Origin of the sequence: Kitasatospora sp. SolWspMP-SS2h, assembly GCF_003259315.1 — a bacterium.
Lineage (GTDB): Bacteria > Actinomycetota > Actinomycetes > Streptomycetales > Streptomycetaceae > Kitasatospora > Kitasatospora fiedleri.
Genome location: NZ_QLLT01000003.1, coordinates 107228 through 123792 on the forward strand (window position 1 = coordinate 107228; position 16565 = coordinate 123792).

A 16565-nucleotide genomic window follows, 5' to 3' on the forward strand; every position below is an offset into this window, starting at 1 on the left:
CGCGATCACCCCACGGTGGTGGTGCCGGTCAGGGAGGGTGCCGTCGCGGGGACGGCGTAGGGCTCCAGGGCGAGCCGCAGCGGCTCGGGCACCCGGGTCGGGCGGGTGTCGGTGTTGGGGCCGCGCATGCAGGCGACCCGCTGCTGCCCGCGGGCGACCAGGTACTCGGTGCCGTCGGGGCCGAGCTTGACGTAGTCGAAGGTGAAGGCGACCTGGGTCTGGGTGAGGTCGGCGAGGCGCATCCGGATGGACAGCTCGTCGAAGGCGGTGATCTCGGCGAAGAACTCGCAGTCCACCTTGAGGGTGAACAGCTTGAGGTCGGCGCGGATGTCGGCGAGCACCTCGGGGGCCTTCTCCAGCAGGAACATCTCCCGGCAGCGTCCCTGCCAGCGCAGGTAGTTGACGTAGTAGACGTTGCCGACCAGGTTGGTCTCCTCGAAGCCCACCAGGTGGCGGTACTCGTAGTGGTCCGGCCCGGTCACCGGGCGCCTCCCGTCAGGACGGTGAAGGCCACCGGGTCGGCGGTGCCGTCCAGGGCCGTCACGAAGCTCACGATCCGGTGCGCGCCGCCGCTCAGGGCGACCCAGCCGGGCGGCAGGCCGGAGCCGTCCGCGAGGCTGAGCGCGGCCACCGCGTGGCCGACCTTGCGCAGGGTCTCCACCGCGCCCCAGACGCGGGTCGCGGCGGTGCTCAGCGGCTCGCCGCGCTCGGCGGCCAGCAGGCGGGCCAGCCGTTCGGCGTCGGGGCCGAGCAGGCCCGCCCACTGTTCGGCGGTCCGTTCGGCGACCTGTTCGACGTCGCAGGCCAGCGGCCGGCCGGCGTCGGCGACGACGGTGAAGGTGACGCCCGCGGCGTGCGAGGAGGAGATCCGCCGCCCGTCGGCGAGTTCGGGCCGGCCGTCGGGGCGGTGGTGCACCTCGGTGGCCCGGCCGAGGGCCCAGCTGGCGGCCTCGGCGGTGCGCCGGCGCCGGTCGGCGACGGAGCCGTCGGCGTCCTCGCCGCCAGGCAGGACCACGCAGCGCACGCGGTGGCCGAGCGCCGCCTCGACCCGCCGTTCCAGGAAGGGGCCGAGCAGCGCGGGCAGCCACGGGCCGGAGCCGTCCTGCTTGCGGACGGCCCGCAGCAGCAGTCCCTCCCACTGCTCGACCGGGGAGCCCGCCGCGTCGCGGACGTCCAGGTCGTACAGGTAGCTGTCGCCGTCGCGGGAGCGCTCGCGGGCGTCGAGGAAGAGCAGCCGTCCGGTGCGGGCGGCGGCGGCCTCGGCCAGGTGCAGGCGTTCGACGCTGACCGGCAGCAGGGTGGCGTCGGGGACGCACGCCTGGATGGAGTGCATCAGCGCGTCGCGGGTGCCGGGGTCGGCGAGCAGCAGTTCGCCGGGGTGGTAGCCGGCGAACCAGTCGGTGCGCGGGGTGTCGTCGATCTCGGCCAGGCAGTGCGTGGCGGCGAGGTCGCGGTAGGCGAGCAGCCGCTGGAAGCGGTCGCCCTGGAACAGCACCGGCCCGTACAGCTGGGCGGGCGTCAGCGGCACCCGGGGCACCTCGTCGGTGACGGGGGCGGGCTCGTCCTCGGGCCGGGCGGCGCCGAAGCGCAGGGTGGCCCGGAAGTGGTCGGCCTGGAAGCCGGTCTCGCCGCTGCGCAGCACCGCCCGGACGGTGTCGGGGCCGGTGGCGAGGACGGCGGTGCGCAGGGTGGTGGCGCCGGTGACGGGGACGACGATGGGGCGCAGGAACTCCATGTCCTCCAGCACCGGGGTGTCCCGGCGGCCGGTCAGCGCGGTGGCGGCCTGGGTCATGGCCTCCATGCCGAGGACGGCGGGGAAGAGCAGGTCGCCGTCGAGCAGGTGGTCGGGCAGGTAGCGGTCGCCGCCGCCGGTGAGTTCGGCGTCCGCCACCAGTTCGATGCCGGGGTAGTGGACCTGCGGGCGCTCCAGGAAGCGCAGCAGCGGCAGTTCGCGCTGTTCGAGGGTGAGGGTGGGCAGGCCGCCGGCGCGGCCCATCACCACCAGGGCGGGGTCGGTGCCGGGGGTGGCGAGCAGGCGGCCGAGCAGGGCGACGCCGTCCTCGGTGGGGATCGGTTCGATGCCCTCGCGGACCAGCGCCTCCAGGACGCCGAGCCGCTCGCCCATGCCGGAGCCGGACCAGACCGACCACTCCAGGGCCAGGCAGCGGCAGTGCGGGTGGTCCTGCTGGAAGCGGACGGTGAGGTCGGTGAGCCAGTCGTTGGCGGTGGCGTAGTCGGCCTCGCCGCGCAGGCCGGCCCGGCCGATGATGCTGCCGAAGGTGACGAACAGACGCAGCGCGGCGGTGTCGACGGCGGCCAGGACGGCCTCCACGCCGTCGATCTTGGTGGCGAGGGTGCGCCGGAAGGAGTCCTCGTCGAGGGTGGCCAGCGACTGCGGCTCGTTGCGTCCGGCGCCGTGCAGCAGGCCGGTGACGGGGCCGAGTTCGCGGGTGATCTCGGTGACGGCGGCCTTGACCTGGTCGGCGGAGGTGACGTCGGCGCGGGCGTAGTGCACCCGCATGCCGGCGGCCGCCATCCGGGCCAGGTTGTCGGCGAGTTCGGTGTCCCGGGCGGGGTCGGAGCGGCCGATCAGGCCGATCGCGGCGCCGTTGCCGCCGGCCAGGGCGAGGGCGCACTCCGCGGTGATGCCCTTGCCGCCGCCGGTGACCAGCAGGACGTCCCGCGGGCCGAGGGCCTGCCGTCCGGGGTCGGGGTCGAGCGGGACGGGGCGCAGCACGGGGACCCGGCGGGTGCCGGCGGCGTCGTAGTGGACCTCGCCGAAGCCGGTGGTGGCGGCGGTGTCGGCGGCGATCCGGGCGGCGGCCCGCTCGGCGGCCGGGGCGGACAGGTCCTCGTCCAGGGGCAGGGTGACGACGGTGACCGGGATGTCGGGGGCCTCCAGGTGGAGCGTCTTGGCGAGGCCGGCGGCGCCGCGGCGGTCGCCGACGGCGACGAACCGGGTGCCGGCCGCGCGGCGGGCCGGGTCGAGGGCGGCGCGGGCGGCGGCGAGCATCAGGCCGAGGTGGCGCTGGTCGCAGTCGCGGGGCAGGGCGAGCAGGACGCCGCCGCCGGGGGCGGTGGCGGTGAGCCGCTCGGCGAGCGGTCCGGCCAGCGGGTGCCGGTCGGTGGCGAAGACCTCCCAGGGGCCGCCGGGTCCGGCGGCGGGGGCGGGCGGCGGGGTCTCGGTGAGGTCGATCCGGAAGGGCCGCACCCAGGGGGCGACGCCGGCGGCGGCGCCGGGGCGGTTCTCCTGCGGCGACTGCTGGGCCAACTCGTCCAGCAGGTCGGCGAGTTGGCTGAGCGTGGAAGTGGCGAACGCGGTGGTGACCATGGGGGCGGAGATGCCCAGTTCCTGGGCGGCCTGGTTCATGATCTGGCCGACGGTGATGGAGCTGAGGTGCAGTTCGTCGAGCGGGTTGGCGGCCGGGTCGACCGTCTCGGCGGGCAGTTCGGCGCGCTCGGCGGCGAGCCGGATCAGCACCTCCAGGCTGGTGGCCTCCCCGGCGGCGGGCGCCGCGGCGGCGGCCGGCCGGGACGCGGCGGCGGTGGCGGGGGCCGCTGCGGCGTGCTCCAGGACGAAGTCCTCGCCGCCCGTCTCGCAGGGGCTGGCGAAGAACCGGAACTCCTTGTCGAGCGGCAGCGGCCGGGTGAACCGGTCGGCGAACAGCCGCTCGTGGCGGACCGGCGCGCCCATCGTCCAGGCGGTGGCGACGGTGGCGAGCAGCCCGGTCAGCGAGAGCGCGTCGGCCTCGGTGGCGACCGCGGGCACGGCGGGCAGCACCTCGGCGGCCAGCGTGCGCAGGATCCGGCCGGGGCCGACCTCGATCAGCAGGTCGACCTGCCCGTCCATGGCGCGCAGCGCGTCGGTGAAGCGCACCGGCTGGACGACCTGGCGGGTGAGCAGGTCCACCACGTCGGTGTCGGCGGGCAGCGGCGCGCCGGTGACAGTGGAGACCAGGCCGGGGCCGACCGGGCCGAAGCGCTCCCCGGCGAGGTGTTCGGCGAGTCCGGCGGCGGCCGGGGCGACGGCCGGGGAGTGGAAGGCGTGCGAGACGTTGACCCGGCCGACGCCGATGCCCTGCCGGGCGGCCAGCGCGCAGACCCGGTCCACGGCGTCGACGGGTCCGGAGACCACGGTCTGGGTGGGGCTGTTGAGGCCCGCGACGACGACCGGTTCGCCGACGGTCAGCGCCTCGGCGAGGGCGGGGGTGGTGGACAGGGCGGCCATGGTGCCGCCGCCGTCACCGGCGGCGGCCATGATCCGGCCGCGGGCGGCGGCGGCGCGCAGCACGGTGTCCTCGTCCATGGCGCCCGCCCAGTGCAGGGCGGTGAGTTCGCCGAGGCTGTGGCCGGTGGCGAGGGCGGCCTCGACGCCCAGCAGGTCCAGCACCCGCAGGCCGGCCACCGAGGCGGCGACGATCCGGGGCTGGGCGACGTCGGTGGCGACCTGGTCGCCGTCGGCGGGCAGGTCGAGGTGCGCGTACAGGTCGCGGACGGCGGTGAAGCGGCGGCGCAGCGCTCCGCCGTCGCCGCGCCGGCCGGCGCCCTGGCCGGGGAAGAGGAAGCCGATCCGGGGGGCGCGGCCGGCGCTGCCGAGGAAGACGCCCTGGGCGGGGCTGAGCAGCGAGCGGGCCCCGGAGTCGAGCAGCTGGGCCAGCGCGGTGAACCGCTGGGCGGCCTGTTCGGGCGAGTCGGCCAGCACGGCGGCGCGCAGCGGCCGGTCGGCCAGGTCGCGCTGCAGGGCGGCGGCCAGGTCGCCGAGTTCGGCGTACGACAGCTGGGCGGCGAACGCGGCCAGCCGGGTCGCCTTGGCGTGCAGTTCGGCCGGGTCGGCGCCGTCCAGCAGGAGCAGTTCGGCGTCCTGCCGGGAGGCGACCAGCCGGTGGGCGACGGCGGGCACGGCGGTGCGCCGGACGCCGTCGGCGTGTTCGACGACGACGTGCGCGTTGATGCCGCCGAAGCCCATCGAGGAGATCCCGGCCCGGATCGGCGCGTCCGCGGGCCAGAGTTCGGCCCGGTCGGGGACGCGCAGCGCCGGGGCGGGGCCGGTGAGTTCGGGGTGCGGGTCGACGTGGCTGGTGGCGGGCGGGATGACCTGGTGGCGGACGGCCAGGATCGCCTTGAGCAGTCCGGCGACGCCGGCGGCGGCCTTGGTGTGCCCGAAGTTGCCCTTGACGGTGCTGAGCGCGGCGGGCGCGGCGGCGCCGGCGGCCCGGCGGGCCTCGGAGAAGGCGCGCAGCTCGGTGGCGTCGCCGACGGCGGTGCCGGTGCCGTGGCCCTCGAAGTAGCCGACCGTCTCGATGCCGAAGCCGGCCGCCCGGTAGGCGCGGGCCAGGGCGAGCCGGTGGCCGCTGGCCTCGGGCCGGGTAATGCCGCCCCGGCCGTCGGAGGAGTAGCCCCAGCCGGGGATGGTGGCGTAGCGGAACCGGCCCTGGGCGCGGGCGTCCTCGTCGCGCATCAGGACGACCATGCCGCAGCCCTCGCCGGGCCAGAAGCCGTTGGAGCCCTTGTCGTAGACCCGCATCTCGGCGGTGGCGAGCGCGCCGGTCTTGGCGAAGCCGATCACCTCGAACGGGTCGATGCTGAGGTCGACGCCGCCGGCCACGGCGACGTCCATCCGGCCGTCGAGCAGGGCGTCGCAGGCGGTGGAGACGGACAGCAGCGAGGAGGAGCAGGCGCCGTCGACGGTGAAGCCGCCGCCCTTGAAGTCGAAGTGGTTGCAGATCCGGCCGGCGATGGTGTTGGCCAGGCCGCCGGCCAGGGTGTCCTCGCCGATCGGCGGGAAGGCGCTCTTGTAGCGGCCCTCCAGGCCGTCCAGGAAGGCGCCCAACTCGGTGTCGTCCCAGCCCTGTTCGCGCAGCGCGGCGCCGACGGTGCGGCGCACGTAGGGCCAGCGCAGGCGCATCAGGTTGGCGCGGCTGAACTCGCCGGTGAGGGTGTTGCCGATGACGACGCCGGTGTTGGCGTCGGCCAGGCCCTCGCCGAACGGGAAGCCGGCGTCCTCCAGGGCGCGGGCGGCGGTGTCCAGGGCGAGCCAGTGGGTCATGTCGGTGGCGCGGAAGGTGCTGCCCGCGACGCGGTGGCGGACCCGGTCGAACTCGAAGCCCTCGATGACGGCGGCCTTGGCGCTGTAGAAGCGGTCGGGGGCGGCGGGGTCGGGCGAGTAGTAGTCCTCGGCGCGCATCCGCACGTCGGGCAGCCGGCGGAAGGCCCGGCGGCCGGCGAGCACGTTCTGCCAGAGCTGTTCGGGGCTGTCCGCGTCGGGGTAGCGGCAGGCCATGCCGACCACCGCGATCCGCCCCCGGCCGGTCGGCTGCCCGCCGTCCCGGGCCGGTCGTCCTGCGCTGTCGCTCACGCCGCCACCGCCTCGTTGCCCATGGGCCGCTCGGGCGCGCCCGACTGTCCGGAGGGGACCTCGACCGGCCCGCCCCCCTGCTTGCGCCTGTTCCGGAAGTGCGCCACCCACCAGCCGGCACCGCGCAGGCCGCAGACCAGGGTGGTGGCGAAGAACAGCGTGTAGACGACGTTGAAGAGCATCAGCACGCCGTAGACCATGGCCACCGAGGAGCCGAACATGAACTGGTTGCGGCCCTTGGACGGGGTGGTGCCCGGGTCGGTGATCATGTAGTTGGTGTAGAGGACGAAGGCGACGCCGCTCATCGGGCCGAGCGCGGAGAAGATCGCCACGTCCCAGATCCAGTGCCGCAGCAGGGCCTGGATGACGAAGCCGCCGAGCCAGCCGACGATCAGCGGGACGCGCTTGGTGAGCATGGCGTTGATGACGGTGCCGGCGGTGGTGATGATCAGCGGGATGCCGATCCGGAAGAAGGTGTTGGCGTTCTCGGTGAACTCGTACGGCGGGGCGATGCTGATCCAGGAGCCGAACAGCACCAGCGCCATGGTGATGCCGAAGTTCGACGGGTTCATGAAGTGCCGCATCCGGCCGTACACGGGGGCCTGGAGGACGTGCTTGGCGGCGACGCCGATGAACACGGCGAGCAGGATCGGCAGCAGCCGGTCGTTGGCGTAGAGCAGCATGTTCGCGGCGAGCGCGGTGATGTGCGAGGGCAGCAGGAACTCGTACAGGCCGCGCGGGCCGTTGCCGCGGAAGCGCGGGGTGCGCTCCTGCGCCCAGGCGCTGATCAGCTCCAGCACGATCTCGACCACGTAGCCGAACGGGGCGCAGATCAGCGGCCAGAGCCAGGGCTGTTCGAAGCCCAGCAGGGTGTAGCCGAAGATGTTGAAGACGCTCATCGAGAGGGCGAAGTTGCGCAGGGCGAGGTAGCGCGGGTCGCGGTTGGGCTGCTTCCTGCCCTTGGCTGCGCGGGGGCGCACGGCGCGGGTGGCCGCGCCGGAGATGTCGGTCGCGGTCATCGGGCCGCCACCTCCTGGATGTCGTCGGTCAGCATGAGGGTGTGGCTCCCGGCGGTGAGCTGTCGGGTCTCGGTGTGCAGGCCGCCGGCGTTGTCGCGCCAGGCGAGGTCGACGGTGACCGGGCCGCTCTGGGTGCCGAGGCCGAAGCGGACGTCGAAGCTGCGGAAGCCGCCGTGGCCGCCGCCGCCGTCCAGCTGGCCGATCTGCTTCCGGCCGTCGGGGGTGGTGACGCGGACGGTGGCGCCGTAGGCGGGGGTGCCGGTGGCGGCCAGGCCCCGGCCGGCGGCGGCGTCGGCCGCACCGGCGTCGGTCGCGGTCGCGGCGGTGCCGGTCGCGGTGTCAGCGGTCGCGGTGGTCGCGGTGGTCCCGGCGGTCCCGGCGGTCCCGGCGGTCGCGGTGTCGGTGGCCGGGCGGTACAGGCGCAGGGTCAGGTCGTGGCCGAGGTTCGCGGACTGGTTGGCGTAGAAGGCCGGCGGGCCCCACTGGCGGGCGATGGCGAAGTCCAGGGCGCCGGTGCCGGTGGTGTCGGCGGTGGCGATGCCGCGGGTCGGGATCGGCACGTCGAGGCCGAGCTGCTTGCTGATGTTGGCGAACTTGCCGCTGTCGGTGCGGGCGTAGAAGGCCATCGACTCGTCGCCGGCCAGGTCGTCGCCGGGGCCGACGTTCGGCCAGATCTTCGGGTTGGAGAGCAGGTCGTCGTTGGTCATGGCCATCTCCTGCAGCCAGGGCCAGCGGTCGATGTTCCCCTTGACGAAGCCGTCGGCCTGGAGGATGTCCTGCTGCCCGCTGTTGCGGAAGTCGCCCATCTTGGCGTCCCAGCCCCAACCGGTCCAGGCGACGCCGTGGTCGGCGGCCTCCTGGGTGAACGGGGCGATCCGGTCGGTGAGCTTGCGCTTCATCTCGGCCGGGTCCTTGGCCTGGTTGATCCAGAGGAAGTTGCTCTCCTCCAGGCCCCAGGCGACGGTGATGTTGCTGACCATCATGTCGAAGCTGCCGTTGCCGTCGACGTCGCCGAAGTCGACGCCCATGCCCTTGAAGGAGCCCTTGCCGAGCACGAAGGACTTCGGGGTGGTCGGGGTGCGCTCGCCGGTCGCCTCCTCGAACCGGATGCGGCCCGGGGTGGAGACGTTGTGCAGCAGGTGGGCGTGGCCGAAGTCGTTGGCGATGTAGACCTCGGGCAGGGCGTCGCCGGTCAGGTCGGCGCCGGCGATGGCGAGCGTCCAGCCGGTGGAGGCGTCGAAGGCGATGGCGTCCTTCTCCTCGACGAACCGGGCGTCCGGTTCGGCGCCGGCGGTCGAGGAGTGGAAGCGCAGCACGTGGTCGCCGCCGGCGTTCTTCGCGCTGGACAGCGAGTCGTTCATCTGGACGTTGCGGATGCCCTGCGGGTCGAGCACGTCGGAGTCGGGGAAGTAGTTGCCGATGATGATCGACGGGTGGCCGCTGCCGTCCAGGTCGCCGACGTACGCGGCGTCGGTGTTCCAGCGCGGGCCGTGGTAGCGGCCGTCCAGGCTCTCCGAGGCGACCAGTTCGCGCGGCGCGTACGACTCGGCGGCGGGTGCGGCGGCGTCGGCCCGGGCCATGAACAGGACGGGCGTGCGGCCCCAGTAGGTGACCAGGAAGTCGTTGCGGCCGTCGCCGTTGAAGTCGCCGGGGGTGCAGCCGGTGGGCGCCATGGTGTCGTCCATCGGCAGCGGCTTGCCGTCGAGCACGAACGGGGTGAACCGGTCGGCCTCGGGCGCGGTCGGGGTCCAGGTGACCACGACGGAGTCGGTGCGGGTGTCGACGATGCACATGCCGTCGGCCAGGCCGTGGCCGGTGACGTCGTTGACGGCGATGCTGGCGCCGACCGAGGAGATCCAGGCCCGGATCTTCTCGTACGCCGGATTGACCTTGCGGATGGTGTTCATCGGCCGCGACTCGTAGCCCGGCGGCATCGCGATCGGGAGTTCCTTGAACCTGTAGGCCGCTGCCGCGTCATCACCACCGGCGACCGCCACCGAGGACCGGATGACGAAGAACATCGAGGCGGCCACCAGGACGGTGACCAACCCGGGTACGAGTCTGCGGAATCGTCGTCGTGGCGACATTTCAATTCCCTCCCGCGGGTGACGGAGAATCGGCTGTCCGGGGCGGCTGAAAAGAATTCTTCACCTATCCGCCGCTATCCCGGCGCCGAACCTGACACTTGAGGATGTCCCGGGCCGTCAAAGCGTGCTTCTCTGACGTTGCCGGGGTTCGGCCCGGCCGTCCTGCGCGACGGGGGCGGGGATTTCCCGGAGCACCGGAATGAGCATTCTCGGAGAAGACCCGGCAGCAGCCCGCTGCGAAACTCGGCTGAGATCGGCCTCTTCGAATCCCCGTCTGGCGAGGTTTAATCCATGGTGCACACGTATGACGTGATAGTCGTCGGGTCCGGTTCGGCCGGCGCGGCCCTCGCGGCCCGGTTGAGCGAGGACCCCGGCCGTTCGGTGCTCCTGCTGGAGGCCGGTCCGGACTTTCCCGACCGGGCCGACATCCCGCACGAGATCACCGACGGCAACGCGATGTCGATGCACGCCCACGACTGGCGCTTCCGCGCCGAGATCCTGGACGGCCGGCGAATCATCTTCCCGCGCGGGAAGATCGCCGGCGGCTCCTCCGCGGTCGGCGCGACGATCGCCCTGCGCGGCGTCCCGGAGAACTTCGAGCGGTGGGCGGCGGCCGGGAACCCGGCCTGGACGTACGAGCAGGTGCTGCCGTACTACCGGCGGCTGGAGGACGACCTGGACTTCTCCGACCGCTACCACGGCAGCGGCGGCCCGGTGCCGATCCGCCGCTTCAAGCCCGCGGAGACCACGCCGCTGCAGACCGCCTTCACCGAGGCGAGCCTGGCGGCCGGGTTCCCCGAGGTCGCCGACCACAACCACCCCGAGGCGACCGGCATCGGCCCGATCCCGTCCAACCGCCGCGACCCGCGCTTCCGGGTGTCCAGCGCGATGGCCTACCTGACGCCCGAGGTGCGGGCGCGCCCCAACCTGGCGATCCGCGGCGGCGTCCTGGTGCACGAGGTGCTGTTCGACGGCGACCGCGCGACCGGCGTGCTGGCCGCGGCCGGCGGCGGGGTGCCGGAGGAGCTGCGGGCGCGCAAGGTGGTGCTGTCCGCCGGTGCGGTCAACTCCCCGACGTTGCTGATGCGTTCGGGCATCGGACCGGCCGAGGACCTGACCCGGCTGGGCATCCGGGTCCGGCTCGACCGGCCCGGCGTCGGCGCCCACCTCCAGGACCACCCGCGCACCGGCGTCTTCCTGCGGCCCAAGGACGGCGAGGTCTCCACCGACGTGCCGTTCCTGCAGACGATGGTGCGGACCACCGCCAAGGGCTCCGCGGACTTCAACGACCTCCAGTACTACATGGTCAACCACTTCGACCTGACGCTCTTCCCCGAGCTCCAGATGCTGGCCCAGGCCCCGATGATCTTCGGCGTGATGGTGGTGGACCAGCAGCCGGAGTCGGTGGGCCGGCTGCGGCTGGCCTCCGCCGACCCGGCCGCCGGGCCCGACATCCGGCTCGACTTCCTCTCCACCGACCGCGACCTGGAGAAGCTGGTCGAGGGCGTGCGCACCTGCTGGGAGCTGGCCAACCACCCCGGCATCGCCTCCCGCGGCGACGGCTACATCGTGCTGAGCGACCGGCTGGTCGAGAAGGACGCGATGGTCGAGCAGTACGTCCGCACCAGCCTGGACAGCGGCTACCACCCGGTCGGCACCGCCCGGATGGGCACCGCCGAGGACGAGGGCGCGGTGGTGGACCAGCGGCTGCGGGTGCACGGCGTCGAGGGGCTGTACGTGGCCGACGCCTCGGTCATGCCGCAGATCGTCAACTGCAACACCAACCTCACCTCGACCATGATCGGCGAGCGGCTGGCGGACTGGCTGCGCGCCGAGTGACCGACCCCGCACCGCGACGGCCGCCCCGCTCCCCCGGGGCGGCCGTCGCCGTCCCCAGGCCCGGCCCGCCCAGGGCAATCTGGGAGACGAGGGCCCGGGACCTTTCCTGCCACCATGGGAAAACCGCGCCGCCGCCCGCCGGGAATGCATTGCGCGCATTCCCCCGGAATTTCGGGGAATTCCGCCGGGCGGCTGCACCGTCGAAAGGGAGGGCGATCACCCATGACCGATCCGAACGTGCTGAGCACGGTCCGCGTCCCACTGGTCGAGGAGGCGGCGGCCGAGGGCCGCACGAAGGAGCTGTACGACGCGATCAAGTCGCGGATGGGCATCCCCTTCGTCCCGGACATGTTCCGGCTGGTCTCCAGCCGCCCGGACCTGCTGGAGGTGGTGATCGCCGGCTACGGCGGGGTCTTCAACGACGGGGTGCTGCCGCGCGCGACCCGCGAGCTGATCTCCGCCTGGAGCTCCCGGGTCAACGGCTGCCCCTACTGCGTGGGCACCCACAACTGGTTCCTGGCCCAGTTCGGCGGCTCGCAGGAGCTGACCGACGCGGTCGAGGGCGCCGCCTCGGTCGAGGAGCTGCCGATCGACGAGCGGACCAAGGTGCTGATGCGCCTGGTCACCAAGGTCGGCACCGGCGCCTTCCGGATCACCGACGAGGACTGGGCCGCCACCGAGGCGGCCGGCTGGAGCAACGGGGAGATGCTGGAGGCGGTCTTCACCGCCGCCCTGTTCGCCTTCATCAACCGCCTGGTGGACGGCCTGGGCCTGGGCAACTCGGTGACCCGCAGCCGGATCGCCTCGCAGCCGGAGGACGCCACCGTCTCCGCCGAGCGCCTGGCGGAGGGCAGGTGAGCGGCCGCTCGCGGGCGATCCTGCTGACCGGCGCCTCCTCCAGCACCGGCATGTCCTCCGGCACCGGCCGGGCCGCCGCCCTGCGGCTGCACCGGGCCGGCCTGCCGGTCTACGCCACCGCCCGCCGTCCCGAGGCGCTGGCCGACCTGGCCGCCGAGGGCGTCCGGGTGCTGCACCTGGACGTCAACGACGAGGAGTCGATGGCCGCCGCGGTGGAGAAGGTCAGCGCCGAGCACGGCGCGGTCGGCACCCTGATCAACAACGCCGCGTACAGCCTCAACGGCACCATCGGGGAGACCCCGATCGACGAGGTGCGCAGCCAGTTCGAGACCAACCTGTTCGGGCTGTGCCGGCTGACCCAGCTGGTGCTGCCCGGGATGCGGGCGCAGGGCGGCGGCCGGGTGGTCATGATGTCGTCCATCTTCGGCCAGTTCGCCACCCCCGGCCGCGGCTACTACCAGGCCACCAAGCACGCCCTGGAGGCGGTCAGCGACTCGCTGCGCCTGGAGGTGGCCCGGGACGGCATCGAGGTGGTGCTGATCGAGCCGTCCCCGGTGCTCGGCGGGTTCGTGCCGACCTCGGTCGCCGACCTCGGCATGACCGGGCAGGAGCGGACCGGCCTGTACGACGAGTTCTGGCAGTACTTCGTCGACTGGCACGGCGCCTACCGGGAGACCGAGAACCCCACCGGCCGCGGCCGGATGGCGGTGCGCGCGGAGACCGTGGCGAAGGTGATCGAGAAGGCCGTCACCAGCGACCGCCCCCGCATCCGCTACCGGATCGGGGTGCCGTCCCGGCTGCTGCCGCGGATGCGCTGGACCATCGGCGACGCGTTCTTCGAGCGCTTCGTCCGGGCGTTCTTCCCGATCCCCTAGGCCGCGCCCGCCCCGGGCCGGGGCCGTTGCCGGCCGGCGCCGGCCGGTCCTCGCCGCTCCGGCCCGCTCCGGGCCGGGGCGGGGCGGGCCGCGGGGTTCGACCGGGCCGGGCCGGGGCACAGCGCAAGGACGGAGAAGGAAGGACCCGCTCCGAATGCCACGATCGGGTGGAGCACCGACGGAAGAGACCCACGCAAGAGGTCGACGAGCCGAAGGAGGACTCGCGGATGCCTGCGGGTGACGAGGCAGCGGCACACCCCGGCGGCCCGCGGGCCGGATCGGGGACGAACCCGTGAGCGGCGGACGGCGCCTCGTCCAGGCGCCGCTCCGGGGGCTCTCCCTGCTCCAGGTCCGGCACCTGTCGACCGTCGGGTTCGGCGAGGCCGCCGGCGACACCGCCCGGGTCTACCGGGAGCTGGAACGGGACTTCGGGGTGCTGGCCCCGCCGGTGGCGCTGCACGCCCCGGTGCCGGAGCTGCTGGCCGCGTCCTGGACGACGCTGCGCGAGACGATGCTGGTCGCGGGGCGCGCCCCGCGGACGGCCAAGGAGGCGGTGGCGGCGGCCGTCTCGGCGGGCAACCGCTGCCCGTTCTGCACCACCGTGCACGGCACCATGCTCGACTCGCTCTCGCTGCGCCCGCTGCCGGGCCCCCGGGACGGCGCCGGACGGCCGGAGCGGGACGGCGGGCCACCCGGGCCGGACGGCTCGCGGCCGGACCAGGGCACCGAGCGCCCCGGGTCGGACGCCGAGCGCCCCGGGTCGGACGGCGAGCGGCTGACCGCGTGGATCGCCACCGGGGGCGCGCCGCCGTTCCCGCCCGAGCTGCTCCCGGAACTGGCCGGGACGGCGCTCTGCCTGCAGTACCTCAACCGCGTGGTCAATGTCTTCCTGGGCCCGCACCCGCTGCCGCCGAACGCCCCCGTGCGGGCGCTCGGGCCGGTGATGCGGGTGCTGGTCGGCCTGATGCGCGGGTCCGCCCGGGCGGACGCCGCGCCGGGTGCCTCGCTCTCGCTGCTGCCGCCGGCCCCGCTGCCGCCGGATCTGGCCTGGGCCGCGGCCGACCCGCGGATCGCCGACGCGCTGGCCCGCAGCGCGGCGGCCGTCGACCGGGTCGGCACCGCCCTGCTGCCCGCCCGGGTCCGGGCGGTGGTGGCCGAGGCGCTGGCCCGCTGGGACGGCGCCGACCCCGGCCTCGGCCGGGCCTGGCTGGACGCGCCGCTGGCGGAACTCCCGCCCGGCGAACGCCCGGTGGGCGAACTCGCGCTGCTCACCGCACTGGCCTCCTACCGGGTCGACGACCGGGTGGTCGCCGCCGCCCGGCAGGCCGGCGCGGACGACCGGGAGATCCTCGCCGCCTGCGCCTGGGCGAGCGAACGGGCGGCCCGGCGCCGGGTCGGACAGCTGCTGTCCGACGGCTGAACCGGCCGCCCGACCACCGATCCGTACCGCCCGTCCGCCCGTCCGTCGAACCGAGCACCGAATCGAGCACCGAACCGGCCGCCGGACGGATTTCCCGACCATCGGGAAATCCGGCGGCCGGACCGCGGAACCCGCCCGGCCCGGTGGTTTCTCCACGCGCCGGGAGGCGCGGTTCCACCGATGTCTGCACCGCCAGGTCCGCCTCCGGAGAACGGCACCGAACCGGCCGGAGGAGAGCTTTCGGATTCCTTCGAATTCTTTCGGACTCCCCCGGAACTCCCCGGATTCGCCGGAGTTTCCCGGGCCGCCCTCGAACCCGTCGACGAACTTGGAGAGACGCTGTGCAGAGCGCTGTTGAACGCGCGATAGCGACCATGTGGGACAGGTACGAGGAGCCCCTCTCGCTGGACGAGATCGCGAACACCGCGATCCTCAGCAAGTTCTACTTCTCCCGGGTGTTCCGCAATCTCACCGGCACCTCGCCGGGACGGTTCCTCTCCGCCGTCCGCCTGCACCAGGCGAAGACCATGCTGCTGGAGACCGATTTCAGCGTCACCGAGATCTCCTACCGCGTCGGGTACAACAGCCTGGGCACTTTCACCAGCCGCTTCACCCGCAGCGTCAGCCTCTCCCCGGCCCGCTACCGGGCGCTGGCCCGGGCCGGGCTGACCGAGGGCGCCGGCACCGCGCAGCCGGGCGGCGAGCGCCGCGGCTGTACGGTGCAGGGCAGTATCCGCTCGCCGGAGACCGGCCGCGCGGTGCGGATCTACATCGGCGCGTTCCGCGAGCCCATCGTGCAGGGCCGACCGGTGGCCTGCGAGATCCTGGACGGGCCCGGCCCGTTCACGCTGCGGGTGCCGGAGGGCGTCTGGTTCCTCCGGGCGGCGGTGGTCGCCGCGAGCGACTTCCCGGCGCCGCCGTGGGAGCGGCGTCCGCTGCTGGTCGCCTCGGGCCCCGAGCTGACGGTGCGGCACGGTCACGAGAACGCCCCGGTCCGGCTGGCCGCCCGTCCGCTCACCGCGCTGGACCTGCCGATCCTGCTGGCCCTGCCGGGGCTGGACTCCCCGCAGCGCCCCGGGCCGGACGGCGTCGCGCTGCGGGTGCCCTCCCTGACCGGGAGGTGAGGGCTGACCGGGAGGTGAGGGCCGACCGGGAGGTGAGAGCCGACCGGGACGCGAGGGGCCGCGGCGCGGCGAGAGGGGCGGGACCGCCGGACAGCGGTCCCGCCCCTCCGTCGTGCGCGTCCCCCTCCGACGCGCACCCTCCCCCGCGCCGCGCCCTCCGCCGCGCCGCGGGTGGTCCCGTCCCGCTCAGCGTCCGACGAGCGGCTCCACCTCGGCCGCGGGCGGCGCGAACGGGCCCCAGGCGAACGCCTGCGCCCACTTCCCGGCCGGCTCGCCGGACCACTCCAGGTCCTCGATCTGCGGCCGGGTGCGGCGGCCGGTCAGCGAGCGGAACACGTCCACCGCCGATCCGCGCACGGTCGCGGCGGGGTCGCCCTCGCCCACCACCCAGGCCCGCCCGGGGGTCTCGATCCGCAGCGCCGGCAGCCCGCCGCCGTGCACCGCCAGGCCGAAGCCCATGGTGGACAGGTCCAGCGCGCCGTCGAAGGCGGGGTGGGCGGTCGGCTCGGCGGGCACGTCCAGGCCCAGCCGCAGGTCCAGCTCGTGCGAGAACACGTCGAGCAGCAGGATGCGCCGGCGCAGCTCCGGGGTGCGCGCCAGGGCCGCGGGCAGTGCGCCGTCCAACTCCTGCCAGCGGTCGAGCAGTTCGGCCGCCGGAGCGCCGGTCAGCGGGGCCAGGTCGATCTGGCTGTCCTCCAGGGCGACGAAGGACTCGCAGATGTGCACCAGGTGCCCGATCAGGTCCCGCACGCTCCAGTCCGGACAGGCGGGCACCCCGACGGCGGCCGGGTCCGGCAGCCCGGACGCCAGGGCGGCGATCGCCGCCCGGCTGCGCCGGTAGGCCGCGAGCTGCTCGGCGGGGTCGTGCGGGGTCGAGGCGTGCAGGGTCGAGGCGGGCGGGGTCTGGGCGGGCACGGACGCGTCCTGCTGGGTCGGTTCCGCTGTCACGGTCGTCTCCTCGGGATGGGGGTGGGGCGGCAGGGGCGGA

Annotated in this window: 10 protein-coding genes; 5 read left to right on the top strand and 5 right to left on the bottom strand. The window is 74.3% G+C overall.

The features are described from left to right. Positions 1 to 5: 5 nt before the first annotated feature. From K353_RS04625 to K353_RS04640, 4 genes are all read right to left on the bottom strand, one after another. A complete protein-coding gene (locus K353_RS04625) occupies positions 6 to 482 on the bottom strand; it encodes a thioesterase family protein (RefSeq protein ID WP_111552274.1) in 477 nt (158 codons plus the stop codon). Further along, positions 479 to 6280, bottom strand: a complete 5802-nt coding sequence (locus K353_RS36770) for a type I polyketide synthase (RefSeq protein ID WP_111552493.1) — start codon at positions 6278 to 6280, stop codon at positions 479 to 481. Before K353_RS36770 ends, K353_RS04625 begins: the two co-directional genes overlap by 4 nt. A 71-nt stretch (positions 6281 to 6351) precedes the next feature. Beyond that, positions 6352 to 7374: an enediyne biosynthesis protein gene (locus K353_RS04635; protein WP_111552275.1), complete on the bottom strand. Its 1023-nt coding sequence runs from the start codon at positions 7372 to 7374 to the stop codon at positions 6352 to 6354. After that, on the bottom strand, positions 7371 to 9422 hold the full coding sequence (locus tag K353_RS04640) for an ASPIC/UnbV domain-containing protein (RefSeq protein WP_233533372.1): 2052 nt from the start codon (positions 9420 to 9422) through the stop codon (positions 7371 to 7373). The genes K353_RS04635 and K353_RS04640 overlap by 4 nt, the downstream gene beginning before the upstream one ends. Before the next feature lie 330 nt (positions 9423 to 9752). On the opposite strand from K353_RS04640, the gene K353_RS04645 reads away from it, so the two are divergent. The 5 genes from K353_RS04645 (at position 9753) to K353_RS04665 (ending at position 15577) form a co-directional block, all read left to right on the top strand. Next, on the top strand, positions 9753 to 11300 hold the full coding sequence (locus tag K353_RS04645) for a GMC family oxidoreductase (RefSeq protein WP_111552277.1): 1548 nt from the start codon (positions 9753 to 9755) through the stop codon (positions 11298 to 11300). Between the two features lie 222 nt (positions 11301 to 11522). After that, on the top strand, positions 11523 to 12158 hold the full coding sequence (locus K353_RS04650) for a carboxymuconolactone decarboxylase family protein (protein WP_111552278.1): 636 nt from the start codon (positions 11523 to 11525) through the stop codon (positions 12156 to 12158). After that, entirely contained in the window at positions 12155 to 13033 is an 879-nt protein-coding gene (locus K353_RS04655) for an SDR family NAD(P)-dependent oxidoreductase (protein ID WP_199527984.1), read from the top strand. The genes K353_RS04650 and K353_RS04655 overlap by 4 nt, the downstream gene beginning before the upstream one ends. Positions 13034 to 13325: 292 nt before the next feature. Beyond that, positions 13326 to 14453 carry a carboxymuconolactone decarboxylase gene (locus tag K353_RS04660; protein ID WP_199527985.1) on the top strand — a complete coding sequence of 376 codons (1128 nt, stop codon included), beginning with the start codon at positions 13326 to 13328 and terminating at the stop codon, positions 14451 to 14453. A 341-nt stretch (positions 14454 to 14794) separates the two neighbouring features. Then, the gene (locus tag K353_RS04665; protein ID WP_111552279.1) at positions 14795 to 15577 is read left to right on the top strand and encodes a helix-turn-helix transcriptional regulator; all 783 of its coding nucleotides are present in this window, start codon (positions 14795 to 14797) and stop codon (positions 15575 to 15577) included. A 186-nt stretch (positions 15578 to 15763) separates the two neighbouring features. Here the strand turns inward: K353_RS04665 and K353_RS04670 are convergent, their stop codons facing one another. Next, complete coding sequence (locus K353_RS04670; protein WP_158585337.1) at positions 15764 to 16525, bottom strand: maleylpyruvate isomerase family mycothiol-dependent enzyme; 762 nt, start codon at positions 16523 to 16525, stop codon at positions 15764 to 15766. Between the last annotated feature and the right edge of the window lie 40 nt (positions 16526 to 16565).